This window comes from Candidatus Enterococcus ikei (assembly GCF_017316105.1).
Classification (GTDB): Bacteria; Bacillota; Bacilli; order Lactobacillales; family Enterococcaceae; genus Enterococcus_L; species Enterococcus_L ikei.
In genome coordinates, this window is sequence record NZ_JAFLWD010000035.1 from 20,561 (window position 1) to 33,118 (window position 12,558).

General features: G+C 39.2%; 23 protein-coding genes. All 23 read right to left on the minus strand.

Annotated elements, in window-relative coordinates; translation table 11 throughout:
* Positions 1-7: 7 nt before the first annotated feature.
* The gene (gene secY / locus JZO69_RS13420; RefSeq protein WP_207113373.1) at positions 8-1,306 is read right to left on the minus strand and encodes a preprotein translocase subunit SecY; all 1,299 of its coding nucleotides are present in this window, start codon (positions 1,304-1,306) and stop codon (positions 8-10) included.
* Entirely contained in the window at positions 1,306-1,749 is a 444-nt protein-coding gene (gene rplO, locus JZO69_RS13425) for a 50S ribosomal protein L15 (RefSeq protein ID WP_206846230.1), read from the minus strand. Before rplO ends, secY begins: the two co-directional genes overlap by 1 nt.
* Positions 1,750-1,785: 36 nt before the next feature.
* Positions 1,786-1,965 carry a 50S ribosomal protein L30 gene (gene rpmD, locus JZO69_RS13430; RefSeq protein WP_010761673.1) on the minus strand — a complete coding sequence of 60 codons (180 nt, stop codon included), beginning with the start codon at positions 1,963-1,965 and terminating at the stop codon, positions 1,786-1,788.
* A gap of 13 nt (positions 1,966-1,978) precedes the next feature.
* A complete protein-coding gene (gene rpsE / locus JZO69_RS13435; protein ID WP_010770628.1) occupies positions 1,979-2,479 on the minus strand; it encodes a 30S ribosomal protein S5 in 501 nt (166 codons plus the stop codon).
* A gap of 20 nt (positions 2,480-2,499) precedes the next feature.
* Positions 2,500-2,856: a 50S ribosomal protein L18 gene (gene rplR / locus JZO69_RS13440; protein ID WP_010761675.1), complete on the minus strand. Its 357-nt coding sequence runs from the start codon at positions 2,854-2,856 to the stop codon at positions 2,500-2,502.
* Positions 2,857-2,952: 96 nt separating this feature from the next.
* Entirely contained in the window at positions 2,953-3,489 is a 537-nt protein-coding gene (rplF, locus tag JZO69_RS13445) for a 50S ribosomal protein L6 (protein ID WP_086315348.1), read from the minus strand.
* A gap of 31 nt (positions 3,490-3,520) precedes the next feature.
* Entirely contained in the window at positions 3,521-3,919 is a 399-nt protein-coding gene (rpsH, locus tag JZO69_RS13450) for a 30S ribosomal protein S8 (protein WP_010761677.1), read from the minus strand.
* Between the two features lie 35 nt (positions 3,920-3,954).
* Complete coding sequence (locus tag JZO69_RS13455) at positions 3,955-4,140, minus strand: type Z 30S ribosomal protein S14 (protein ID WP_002356214.1); 186 nt, start codon at positions 4,138-4,140, stop codon at positions 3,955-3,957.
* Positions 4,141-4,158: 18 nt separating this feature from the next.
* On the minus strand, positions 4,159-4,698 hold the full coding sequence (gene rplE, locus JZO69_RS13460; protein ID WP_010761678.1) for a 50S ribosomal protein L5: 540 nt from the start codon (positions 4,696-4,698) through the stop codon (positions 4,159-4,161).
* Positions 4,699-4,724: 26 nt separating this feature from the next.
* On the minus strand, positions 4,725-5,033 hold the full coding sequence (rplX, locus tag JZO69_RS13465) for a 50S ribosomal protein L24 (RefSeq protein ID WP_010761679.1): 309 nt from the start codon (positions 5,031-5,033) through the stop codon (positions 4,725-4,727).
* A 34-nt stretch (positions 5,034-5,067) separates the two neighbouring features.
* A complete protein-coding gene (gene rplN / locus JZO69_RS13470) occupies positions 5,068-5,436 on the minus strand; it encodes a 50S ribosomal protein L14 (RefSeq protein ID WP_010761680.1) in 369 nt (122 codons plus the stop codon).
* A gap of 59 nt (positions 5,437-5,495) precedes the next feature.
* Positions 5,496-5,762, minus strand: coding sequence for a 30S ribosomal protein S17 (gene rpsQ / locus JZO69_RS13475; protein WP_010761681.1), 267 nt, complete (start codon positions 5,760-5,762; stop codon positions 5,496-5,498).
* Positions 5,763-5,785: 23 nt separating this feature from the next.
* Positions 5,786-5,974: a 50S ribosomal protein L29 gene (gene rpmC, locus JZO69_RS13480; RefSeq protein ID WP_010761682.1), complete on the minus strand. Its 189-nt coding sequence runs from the start codon at positions 5,972-5,974 to the stop codon at positions 5,786-5,788.
* Positions 5,964-6,398, minus strand: coding sequence for a 50S ribosomal protein L16 (rplP, locus tag JZO69_RS13485; RefSeq protein ID WP_002356208.1), 435 nt, complete (start codon positions 6,396-6,398; stop codon positions 5,964-5,966). Before rplP ends, rpmC begins: the two co-directional genes overlap by 11 nt.
* A 2-nt stretch (positions 6,399-6,400) precedes the next feature.
* Positions 6,401-7,057 (minus strand): 30S ribosomal protein S3, encoded by a 657-nt coding sequence (gene rpsC / locus JZO69_RS13490; protein ID WP_010761684.1) that lies wholly within the window; start codon positions 7,055-7,057, stop codon positions 6,401-6,403.
* Positions 7,058-7,266: 209 nt separating this feature from the next.
* Positions 7,267-7,614: a 50S ribosomal protein L22 gene (gene rplV, locus JZO69_RS13495; RefSeq protein ID WP_069635459.1), complete on the minus strand. Its 348-nt coding sequence runs from the start codon at positions 7,612-7,614 to the stop codon at positions 7,267-7,269.
* Between the two features lie 21 nt (positions 7,615-7,635).
* Positions 7,636-7,914, minus strand: coding sequence for a 30S ribosomal protein S19 (gene rpsS / locus JZO69_RS13500; protein ID WP_010761686.1), 279 nt, complete (start codon positions 7,912-7,914; stop codon positions 7,636-7,638).
* A 42-nt stretch (positions 7,915-7,956) separates the two neighbouring features.
* A complete protein-coding gene (gene rplB, locus JZO69_RS13505; RefSeq protein WP_207113374.1) occupies positions 7,957-8,787 on the minus strand; it encodes a 50S ribosomal protein L2 in 831 nt (276 codons plus the stop codon).
* Positions 8,788-8,825: 38 nt separating this feature from the next.
* A complete protein-coding gene (gene rplW, locus JZO69_RS13510; protein ID WP_207113375.1) occupies positions 8,826-9,116 on the minus strand; it encodes a 50S ribosomal protein L23 in 291 nt (96 codons plus the stop codon).
* Entirely contained in the window at positions 9,116-9,739 is a 624-nt protein-coding gene (gene rplD, locus JZO69_RS13515) for a 50S ribosomal protein L4 (RefSeq protein ID WP_010761689.1), read from the minus strand. The genes rplW and rplD overlap by 1 nt, the downstream gene beginning before the upstream one ends.
* A gap of 25 nt (positions 9,740-9,764) precedes the next feature.
* Positions 9,765-10,394 (minus strand): 50S ribosomal protein L3, encoded by a 630-nt coding sequence (gene rplC, locus JZO69_RS13520; RefSeq protein ID WP_207113376.1) that lies wholly within the window; start codon positions 10,392-10,394, stop codon positions 9,765-9,767.
* Positions 10,395-10,418: 24 nt separating this feature from the next.
* Positions 10,419-10,727, minus strand: a complete 309-nt coding sequence (gene rpsJ / locus JZO69_RS13525; RefSeq protein ID WP_002389727.1) for a 30S ribosomal protein S10 — start codon at positions 10,725-10,727, stop codon at positions 10,419-10,421.
* A 523-nt stretch (positions 10,728-11,250) separates the two neighbouring features.
* A complete protein-coding gene (gene tuf, locus JZO69_RS13530) occupies positions 11,251-12,438 on the minus strand; it encodes an elongation factor Tu (RefSeq protein ID WP_010761693.1) in 1,188 nt (395 codons plus the stop codon).
* Positions 12,439-12,558 lie beyond the last annotated feature (120 nt).

A 12,558-nucleotide genomic window follows, 5' to 3' on the forward strand; every position in this document is an offset into this window, starting at 1 on the left:
ACGACTCCTACTTATTGATAAAGCCAACATATTGACGTTTCAACATTAAACCTTCTAATTGTTTTGCTGTTTCTAAAGCAACACCAATTACAATCAGTAAGCTCGTTCCTCCTAGACCGATAGATTGCGGTAACTTCCAGATCATTTGTGCAATGATTGGTAGTAAGGCAACTAAACCTAGGAATATAGAACCGACAACACTTAGTCTCATTAACATTCCAGAAATATATTCTTCTGTCCCTTTACCTGGTCGTACACTTGGAATATAGCTTCCTTGTTTTTGTAAGTTTTCCGCTAATTTCTCAGGGTTAACTTGAACAAAAGCATAGAAGAATGTGAAAGCGACGATCAGTACAGTATAAATAATCGCACCTGGAACGGTATTGTAACTAAAAATTTGCGTCATTACATCATACCAACCTTCACCAGAATAACTCTTAGAGAAGGCTTGTAAAACAGCATTTGGCGTTGCAATCAACGAACTAGCAAAGATAACCGGGATAACACCGGCAGCATTTACTTTTAACGGTAAATAACTACTAGTTGGTGCACCAGAAACTCGTTTTGTATATTGGATCGGAATTTTTCGTTCTGCTTGCTGGAAAAAGGTTACTAATGTAACGACAGCTAAAATTGCAATAATCAAAATTACAATGAAAATAGCAGATTGCCAAATTCTAGAAGATTCAATATTGATAAAGTAATCCTCAACGATCTCTTTGATTCCTTCTGGTAAGCGAGAAATAATCCCCGCGAAGATAATCATCGAAACACCATTTCCGATTCCTTTTTCAGTAATTTGTTCTCCTAACCAAGTAACAAACATTGTTCCACCAGTTAAAATCACAGCGATCATCACAAAAGTGTTGATGTTAGGATTTTTTACGATCCCAACTGAACTTAAACTTTGAAATCCAGCAGTAATCCCAATAGATTGAGCTATACCCAAGACAATCGTTAGATATCTTGTTGCTTGATTCAATTTCTTACGTCCAACTTCACCTTGCTTCGACCATTCTACAAATTTTGGAACGATGTCCATTTGTAATAGTTGGATAATGATCGATGCTGTAATGTAAGGCGAAACCCCCATCGAAAAGATAGAGAAGTTTTGCATAGCACTACCACTGACCATATTCAACATATTTAAAAATGGTAAATTGCTTAAGTCTTGCAGACCTTTTGCATTTACGCCAGGTACAGTTATATGCGCACCTAAACGAAATACAAAAAGAATGAATACAGTAAACAAAATTTTTGATCTAATGTCTTTGACTTTAAAAGCGTCTTTTAATAGTTTAAACATTAGATCACCTCGATTGATCCACCAGCTGCAACAATTGCTTCTTCTGCTGCTTTAGAGAATTTAGCTGCTTTCACAGTTAATTTTTTAGTTGTTAATTCACCATTGGCAAGAACTTTGATTCCAGCTTTTTCGTTTTTCACGATTCCAGCTTCAATCAAGCCTGCAGGTGTTACTTCAGTTCCATCTTCGAAACGATTTAAGACATCTAAGTTGATGACTGCATAATCTTTACGGTTGATGTTTGTGAAGCCGCGTTTTGGTAAACGACGGAATAATGGAGTTTGACCCCCTTCAAATCCTAGTCTTACACCACCGCCTGAACGAGCTTTTTGCCCTTTTTGTCCACGGCCGGATGTTTTACCATTACCAGATGAAGTACCACGTCCAACACGGTTACGTACTTGGCGTGAACCTTCAGCAGGTTTCAATTCATGAAGTTTCATTGGTTTGGCACCTCCTTAACAATGTACTATTGTAAATTAAACTTCTTCAACGTCCACTAAATGTGACACAGTGTTGATCATACCTTTGATTGCTTCGTTCGCAGGTTTAACAACAGAGCTGTTTAGTTTACCTAAACCTAGTGCTTTAACTGTATCTTTTTGGTTTTGAGGACGTCCGATAACGCTGCGTTTTAATGTAACTTTTAATTCAGCCATTATTTTGTCCTCCTTATCCTAAGATTTCTTCTACAGATTTACCGCGAAGTGCTGCCACTTCTTCGGCACGTTTTAATTGTTTTAACCCTTCAACTGTTGCGCGAACAACGTTGATTGGTGTATTTGAACCTAATGATTTTGATGTAATATCTGCTACACCAGCTAATTCCAATACGGCACGAACTGGTCCACCAGCGGCTACCCCAGAACCTTCTACTGCAGGTTTCATAAGGATACGGCCACCACCGAATACCCCGATCACTTCGTGAGGGATACTAGAACCAACCATAGGCACTTCAACTAAGTTTTTCTTCGCGTCTTCGATAGCTTTGCGGATTGCTTCTGGCACTTCTTGTGCTTTACCAGTCCCAAAGCCAACGTGACCGTTTTTATCTCCCACAACAACTAATGCTGCAAAGCGTAGACGACGTCCACCTTTAACAACTTTCGTTACGCGGTTGATAGCAACTACGCGGTCTTCTAATTCCAAGTGTTTTGGATCAATATAAACCATGAATGGTGTTCCTCCTTCTCCTAAAATTCTAGTCCATTTTCACGCGCTGCTTCAGCTAAAGCTTGCACGCGGCCATGGTAAAGGTATCCACCACGGTCAAAGACTACTACTTTAACGCCTTTTTCAGCGGCACGTTCAGCGATTAGTTTACCAACAGCTGCGGCTGTTTCTGTTTTGTTTCCACCTGAAATTTCTTTATCTAAGGCAGAGGCACTTGCTAGCGTTACACCCGCTACGTCATCAATGATTTGCGCGTAGATGTTTTTGTTAGAACGGAATACGTTCAAGCGTGGGCACTCAGCAGTACCAGAGATTTTGTTACGTACACGACGGTGTCTCTTTTGACGTGTTTTGTTTTTATCTGGTTTTGTAATCACAATTGTCACCTCTTTATATTTGCTAGCTATTAAGCTGCGATAGACAACGGATCGTTATTTTTCAAACAGAGTTGAAAAATAACTCTCAAGCTGCTATTATTTACCAGTTTTACCTTCTTTACGACGTACGAATTCGCCAACATAACGGATTCCTTTGCCTTTATAAGGTTCTGGAGGACGAGTACCACGAATGTTTGCTGCTAATTCACCAACGTGTTCTTTGTTAGCTCCTTTTACAACTACTTGTGTATTCGAAGGTACTTCTACAGTTACACCAGCTGGTGGTGTAATTTCGATTGGATGAGAATACCCAACGTTAAGAACTAATGTAGTTCCTTGCATTTGAGCACGGTACCCAACCCCGATAAGTTCAAGACCTTTTTCAAAGCCTGTGCTTACACCAACAACCATGTTGTTGAAGTTCGCACGAGTTGTTCCGTGGATTGTTTTCATGTCTTTGCTATCATTTGGACGAGTGAATGTTACTTCATTTCCTTCGATATTCATTGTGATATCAGCAGAAAATTCACGTGTTAATTCACCTTTAGGTCCTTTTACAGTAATGTTGTTTCCTTCTTGTTTGACTTCAACGCCAGCAGGAAGTACAACGATTTTATTACCAATACGGCTCACTTAGAGACACCTCCTTGTGTGTTTTTTTAAATTACCATACGTAGGCGATTACTTCGCCGCCGATGTTTTTAGCTCTTGCTTCTTTATCAGTTACAACACCTTCAGAAGTAGAGATAATCGCGATTCCTAGACCATTCAATACTTTAGGTACTTCGTCAGATTTGACATAAGCACGTAAACCTGGTTTAGAGATACGTTTTAAGTTTGTGATAACACGCTCTTCGTTTTTACCATATTTAAGGAAAACACGAATCACGCCTTGTTTGTCATCTTCGATATATTCTACATCGCGTACAAAACCTTCACGTTTCAAGATTTCAGCGATATCACGTTTGATTTTTGACGCAGGCACTTCTAAGCTTTCATGTTTAACCATGTTTGCATTACGAATGCGCGTTAGAAAATCTGCAATTGGATCTGTCATGACCATTGAACTATTTACCTCCTTTATGCGAGTTTACTTGTTTACCAGCTAGCTTTCTTCACGCCGGGAATTTGACCTTTATAGGCAAGTTCGCGGAAGCAAATACGGCAAAGATGAAATTTACGATAAACTGAATGTGGACGTCCGCAACGTTCACAACGAGTATACGCTTGTGTTGAATGTTTTGCAGGGCGTTTGTTTTTAGCAATCATTGATTTTTTAGCCACGTAGTTCGCCTCCTTTTATTATTTTTGGAATGGCATACCTAATTGTGCCAACAATTCACGAGATTCTTCATCTGTGTTTGCTGTTGTTACAATAACGATGTCCATACCGCGTACTTTATCTACTAAATCATAATCAACTTCTGGGAAGATTAATTGTTCTTTAATACCTAAAGTGTAGTTACCACGTCCATCAAAGGCTTTTTTGCTTACTCCGTGGAAGTCACGTACACGAGGTAGAGAAACAGATACTAATTTATCTAAAAATTCGTACATTCTTTCTCCGCGTAAAGTAACTTTCGCACCGATTGGCATGCCTTCACGTAAACGGAAACCAGCGATTGATTTCTTAGCTTTAGTGATTAAAGGTTTTTGACCTGTGATCAATGCTAATTCTTCAACTGCTTTATCTAAGTTTTTTGCGTTTGAAACAGCGTCACCCACACCCATGTTAATAACGATTTTATCAACTTTTGGTGTTTGCATAACTGAACTATAATTAAATTTTTCCACTAATGATGGAGTAATTTCTTTAATATATTTTTCTTTCAGGCGGTTCATTTAGTAAGCCCCTCCTTCCTTTTAATCTATTTATCTAAGACTTCACCGGTTTTTTTAGAAACACGGACTTTTTTACCATCGACTTCTTTGTAACCTACACGACCAGCTACACCTGTTCCGTCAATCACCATTACATTAGAAACATGAATCGGCGCTTCGACTTCTAGGATTCCGCCTTGCGGCGCTGCTTGGTTAGGTTTTTGGTGTTTTTTCATGATGTTAACACCTTCAACGATGACTTTGTCTTTTTTAGGAAACGCTGCTAATACAACGCCTTCTTTATTTTTGTCTTTACCAGTGATAATTTTCACTTTATCGCCTTTTTTAACAAACATTACTGTTTCGCACCTCCTTTGATACGTGTCCTGATTATAATACTTCTGGTGCTAGAGAAACGATCTTCATGAAGTTGTTTTCACGTAATTCACGTGCAACAGGACCGAAGATACGAGTTCCACGCGGGCTCTTATCATCACGAATAATTACAGCAGCATTTTCATCAAATTTGATGTATGAACCGTCAGTACGACGAGCTCCTGATTTAGTACGAACGATAACGGCTTTTACGACTTCACCTTTTTTGACAACCCCACCTGGCGTTGCATGTTTAACCGTAGCAACAATCACGTCACCAATATTAGCAGTTTTACGTCCAGAACCACCTAGTACTTTAATCGTTAAGATTTCACGAGCACCTGAGTTATCTGCGACTTTTAATCGGCTTTCTTGTTGGATCACGATGTGTATCCCCCTTTCAGATTTTATGTTTCAATCTATATAGGAAAATCTCGTTTTTATTAGATAATAACTGCTTCTTCGACTACCTCTAGTAAACGGAAACGTTTTGTAGCTGATAATGGACGAGTTTCCATGATTCTTACGATGTCTCCAACTTTTGCAGTGTTGTTTTCATCATGAGCTTTGTATTTCTTAGAATATTTCATACGTTTACCATAAATAGGATGGTTTTTCTTTGTTTCTACGACAACAGTGATAGTTTTATCCATTTTGTCTGAAACAACACGACCTTGGTAAACTTTGCGTTGATTTCTTTCTTCAGTCATACGCGTTTGGCCTCCTTCCACTATTAGTTAGCTTGTTCACGCAATACTGTTTTGATGCGTGCAATCGATTGACGTACTTCTTGAATACGTGCAGTGTTTTCTAATTGACCTGTTGCTAGTTGGAATCTAAGATTAAATAATTCTTCTTTGAATTGCTTTTCTTTTTCAAGCATTTCGGCAGTGGTTAATTCTCTGATTTCTTTAACCTTCATTCGATTCACCACCCATTTCCTCACGTTTTACAATTTTGGTTTTCACCGGTAATTTGTGGGATGCAAGGCGAAGTGCTTCACGAGCTACTTCTTCTGGTACGCCTGCGATTTCAAACATGATCTTGCCACGTTTAACTGGTGAAACCCAGCCTTCAGGTGCCCCTTTACCTTTACCCATACGAACACCGATAGCTTTACTTGTATATGATTTGTGAGGGAAAATTTTAATCCATACTTTCCCGCCACGTTTCATATAACGAGTCATTGCAATACGGGCAGCTTCGATTTGACGGTTAGTAATCCAGTGAGATTCAGTTGCTTGTAAACCCCATTCACCAAATGCTACTTCTTTTCCGCCTTTGGCTTCACCACGCATTTTACCTCTAAATTCACGACGGTGTTTTACACGTTTAGGTACTAACATGATTATTTCCCTCCTTTCTCAGCGTTTTTTTTCGTTGGAAGAATTTCTCCACGGTAAATCCACACTTTAACTCCTAATTTTCCGTAAGTTGTGTCTGCTTCTTCCCATGCGTAATCAATATCAGCACGCAAAGTGTGAAGTGGAACTGTACCTTCAGAGTAACCTTCTGAACGAGCGATATCAGCACCGTTTAAACGACCTGATACTTGTGTTTTGATACCTTTAGCGCCTGAACGCATAGTGCGTTGGATCGCTTGTTTTTGAGCACGACGGAAAGCAACACGGTTTTCTAATTGACGTGCAATTCCTTCGCCTACTAATTTTGCATCTAAATCTGGTTTTTTGATTTCAATGATGTTGATATGAACTCTTTTACCAGTTAATGAATTCAATGATTTTCTTAGGTTTTCGACTTCAGATCCGCCTTTACCGATAACCATACCTGGTTTAGCTGTGTGGATTGAAATATTCACACGATTTGCAGCGCGCTCGATCTCAATTGTAGACACAGCGGCATCAGCAAGTTTTGTCGCGATAAATTTACGGATTCTTAAATCTTCGTGTAAGAACTCAGCATACTCTTTTTCAGCATACCATTTTGCATCCCAGTCGCGGATGATGCCTACACGCATTCCTATTGGATGTACTTTTTGACCCACTGATTGTCCCTCCTCTTATCTTTTGACACCTATTTATTAATAAATAGATTTCATCTTGAGGTCCGGTATCCATTAACTCTAAGTGCTAAAGCACTAAAAATAATGGTCCTCCTCTTAATCTTTTAAGGTTCGGCAGCCACTATTTCAAAATGCAAAAGCATTAAGAATAATGGTCCTCCTCTTATCAAGTGACATCTGTTTAAAACAGATTATTTTTCTGATACGACTACTGTAAGATGACTTGTACGTTTGTTGATTGGTGATGCTGAACCTTTGGCACGAGGACGGAAGCGTTTCATTGTTGGTCCTTCGTTGACAAATGCTTCAGATACTACTAAATTTTCAACGTCTAAGTCAAAGTTGTTTTCTGCGTTAGCAACTGCTGACATTAAAACTTTTTCAATAATTCCAGCAGATTTGTTTGGAGTGAATTTCAAGATTGAAATTGCATCCGCAACGCTTTTACCTCTGATAAGATCGATTACTAAACGGGCTTTACGAGGTGAAGTGCGAACTGTTTTTGCAGTTGCCTTAGCTGATGTAATTTGTTCTGACATTTGCATTTCCTCCCCTCAAAATTAACGTCTAGTTTTCTTATCGTCGGCTCCGTGGCCACGATAAGTTCTAGTTGGTGCAAATTCACCTAATTTATGTCCTACCATGTCTTCTTGGATGTATACTGGAACGTGTTTACGTCCATCATATACGGCAATTGTAAATCCAACAAAAGTTGGAAAAATTGTAGAACGGCGAGACCAAGTTTTAATTACTTTTTTCTTTTCGGCACCTTGTTGAGCTTCTACTTTTTTCATTAGATGCTCATCAGCGAAAGGCCCTTTCTTTAAACTACGACCCATGGTGAACCTCCTCTCAAAATGTACGACACATGGTCAAAAAAATTATTTAGTACGACGACGAACGATAAATTTGTCGGATTTAGCTCTTTTATTACGAGTTTTCAAGCCGATAGCTGGTTGTCCCCAAGGTGATACTGGAGCTTTACGTCCAATCGGTTGTTTACCTTCACCACCACCGTGTGGGTGATCGTTCGGGTTCATTACGCTACCACGAACTGTTGGGCGTTTACGCATCCAACGAGAGCGGCCTGCTTTACCAATGTTGATTAATTCGTGTTGTTCGTTACCAACAGCACCGACAGTTGCACGGCAAGTTGCTAAGATCATACGAACTTCACCAGAGTTCAAACGGATTAATACGTATTTGCCTTCTTTACCAAGTACTTGAGCACTTGTTCCAGCTGAACGAATCAATTGACCGCCTTTACCAGGTTTCATTTCAATGTTGTGGACAACAGTACCTACTGGAATGTTTTCCAATGGTAATGCGTTCCCTACTTTAATATCTGCATCAGTACCGGAAACAAGGCGCATGCCTACTTCCAATCCTTTTGGTGCTAGAATGTATGCTTTAATTCCATCTTCGTAATGTACTAACGCAATGTTAGCAGAACGGTTTGGATCATACTCGATAGTTTTGACAACCGCTACAACGTTATCTTTATTACGTTTGAAGTCGATCATACGGTATTGACGTTTGTGACCGCCACCTTGATGACGAACTGTAATACGACCATTGTTGTTACGACCGGCATGGTTTTTTAATGGCGCCAACAACGTTTTTTCAGGTGTTGATGTCGTAATTTCAGCGAAATCAGATGCTGTCATATTACGACGGCCATTTGTGGTAGGTTTATACTTTTTAATCGCCACGTCTTTTTCCCTCCCATTTAATAGTTAACATGGACTGCTTATTCAGCAGCATCGAAAATTTGGATTTCTTTTGAATCAGTTGTTAATGTCACAATTGCTTTGCGACGTTTTTTAGTGTATCCAGCATGTTTACCCATACGTTTAAATTTAGGACGTACGTTCATGATGTTTACGTTTTTTACTTTAACATCAAAAGCTGCTTCAACAGCTTGTTTTACTAAAGTTTTATTTGCGCGAGTGTCTACTTCGAAAGTGTATTTCTTTTCGTCCATAGCAAGCATGGATTTTTCAGTGATCACTGGGCGTTTGATTTGATCTAGTAAGTTCATTATGCAAGCACCTCCTCAATTTGAGTAAGAGCAGTTTGTGTTGCCAATACTTTAGTATTAGAAACGATATCTAAAACACTTACGTTATCAGAAGTTACTACAGAAACGTTTGGTAGATTACGTGCAGACAATGCTGCAAAATCATTTCCTGTTTCTAAAACAACTAATACTTTCGCATCGATAGATAAGTTTGTAAGAACTTGTTTGAATTCTTTTGTTTTTGGTGCATCAAAGCCTAAAGCTTCAACAGCAACCAAGTTGTTTTCAGCAACTTTATCTGACAATACAGATTTCATTGCTAAACGACGAACTTTTTTAGGAAGTTTGTAGCTGTAAGAACGTGGTGTTGGTCCGAAGACTACGCCACCTCCACGCCATTGTGGTGAACGAATTGAACCTTGACGAGCACGACCAGTTCCTTTTTGACGCCATGGTTTACGGCCGCCGCCACGAACTTCTCCGCGGTGTTTTACTGAGTGTGTACCTTGTCTTAATGAAGCACGTTGCATGATGATTGCATCGTAGACAACTGTTTCATTAGGTTCGATTCCGAAAATCTCTTCGTTTAAAGTGATTTCACCATTTTGAGTTCCATCTTGTTTAAATAATGCTACATTCGGCATTCCTTAGTTCCTCCTTTCTCTACGCTTATTTAGCTTTCACAGCTGATTTGATTGTGATTAATGATTTTTTTGCTCCAGGAATGTTACCTTTGATCAAGATTACATTTCTTTCAGCGTCCACTTTAACAATTTCAAGGTTTTGAATTGTTACGCGGTTGCCACCCATACGGCCAGCAAGTTTTTTATTTTTAAATACACGGTTAGGTGCAACTGGACCCATTGACCCAGGACGACGGTGGTAACGTGAACCGTGACTCATTGGTCCGCGGCTTTGTCCGTGACGTTTGATAACGCCTTGGAATCCTTTACCTTTCGAAGTTCCTGTAACATCAATAATGTCTCCTGCTTGGAAAACATCTACCTTAATTTCTTTACCTACTTCATATTCTCCTAGCTCAACATTTTTGAATTCCTTAATGAAGCGCTTAGGAGCCGTGTTTGCTTTTGCAACATGACCTTTCGCAGGTTTGTTCGCTAATACTTCACGTTTGTCTTGGTAACCAATTTGGATAGCTTCGTATCCATCAGTTTCAACAGTTTTTACTTGTAAAACTACGTTTGGCGTAGCTTCAACTACTGTTACTGGAATTAATTCGCCAGACTCAGTAAAGATTTGTGTCATTCCCACTTTTTTTCCTAAGATTCCTTTGGTCATGAGTACACCTCCATCATCTTGATTTTATAGTTTGATTTCAATATTCACACCAGACGGTAAGTCAAGCTTCATTAAAGCATCAACTGTCTTTGGTGTTGGGTTCACAATGTCGATTAGACGTTTGTGCGTACGCATTTCGAATTGTTCGCGTGAATCTTTGTATTTATGAGTCGCACGAATAACTGTGTAAAGCGAGCGTTCTGTTGGTAATGGAATTGGTCCTGACACGTCAGCTCCAGTTCTTTTTGCTGTTTCCACAATTTTATCCGCTGATTGATCTAAAATACGATGTTCATACGCTTTTAAACGGATACGAATTTTTTGTTTTGCCATCTTGTTCCCTCCTTCGCCTATTTTGAAAGTAGACATAGCTCCACGAAAATTTTTCCGTCACGCTCGTTCGTGGCAAAGCGCCCGGGCGTGTCGCAACCTCTCGTTTCTTAGCCGGTAGATCAAAAGCTTGATTTACCAATGCTTTTTATACTTCTATAAACAGCACCTTTGTAATTATATTATAGAAATACAGTAATAGCAAGGTTTTTTTATAGAAAAATCGACTTTTTTTCTGCAAGCATTTTCTTAAATTTATTTCCTCTCACGTGTAACTAATTTAACAATGACGTTCCAGCTATTATAATTGGAGAAAAATAAGTTTCAAACATTTTTTATTGATGTAAATTATAGAAGCGTTGTTTAAAGCTTCTATTATATAAGTATAAATGCAAACTTATTGAGATCATCCTCTTACTCATATTTGAAACAAAAAAAGCCGAAGGGAAATCCCTTCGACTTACGTCCGAGTACGCCGATGTTTTAGGTCGGTTTTGTTGCTTTATATTAAATCGTTAAATTTAAATTATTTAGTGATTTCAGAAACAACGCCTGAACCAACAGTACGTCCGCCTTCACGAATAGAGAAACGAGTTCCGTCTTCGATAGCGATTGGGTGGATTAATTCAACGTCCATTGCAACGTTATCACCAGGCATTACCATTTCAACGCCTTCTGGTAATTCAACTACACCAGTTACGTCAGTTGTACGGAAGTAGAACTGAGGACGGTAGTTTGTGAAGAATGGAGTGTGACGTCCGCCTTCTTCTTTTGATAAAACATAAACTTCAGCTTTAAATTTTGTGTGTGGAGTGATTGAAGCAGGTTTTGCCAATACTTGTCCACGTTCGATATCTTCACGTGCAACACCACGTAATAAAGCACCGATGTTATCGCCAGCTTCAGCGTAGTCTAACAATTTACGGAACATTTCAACACCAGTAACTGTTGTTTTAGCAGTATCTTCTTTGATACCAACGATTTCGATTTCGTCACCAACGCGAACTTCTCCACGTTCAACACGGCCAGTAGCAACTGTACCACGTCCAGTGATTGAGAATACGTCTTCGACTGGCATCATGAATGGTTTGTCAGTATCACGAGTTGGAGTTGGGATGTACTCATCAACTGCAGCCATTAATTCCATGATTTTTTCTTCGTATGAAGCGTCGCCTTCTAATGCTTTCAAAGCAGAACCAGCGATAACAGGAGTGTCGTCACCTGGGAAGTCATATTCAGATAATAAATCACGAACTTCCATTTCTACTAATTCTAATAATTCTTCGTCATCTACCATATCCATTTTGTTTAAGAAAACAACGATGTATGGTACACCAACGTTACGTGATAACAAGATGTGCTCACGAGTTTGAGGCATAGGACCATCAGCAGCAGATACTACTAAGATAGCTCCATCCATTTGTGCAGCACCAGTGATCATGTTTTTAACGTAATCCGCGTGTCCTGGGCAATCCACGTGGGCATAGTGACGAGCATCAGTTTCATACTCGATGTGAGAAGTGTTGATTGTGATACCACGTTCTTTTTCTTCTGGAGCGTTATCGATATCAGCATAGTTTTGAGCTTCACCGCCACCGTGTTTAGCTAACACAGTTGCGATTGCAGCAGTTAATGTAGTTTTACCATGGTCAACGTGTCCAATAGTACCAATGTTTACATGGGGTTTAGAACGGTCAAATTTTTCTTTAGCCATTTTAAATGTTCCTCCTAAAATATATGAATTTTATTTTATTTGATAGATAGTGACAACTACCTGATCATCTTTAATTAGTTTAACCGAAATCGTCAGAAAATCCTAGCCATAAATAAGCAA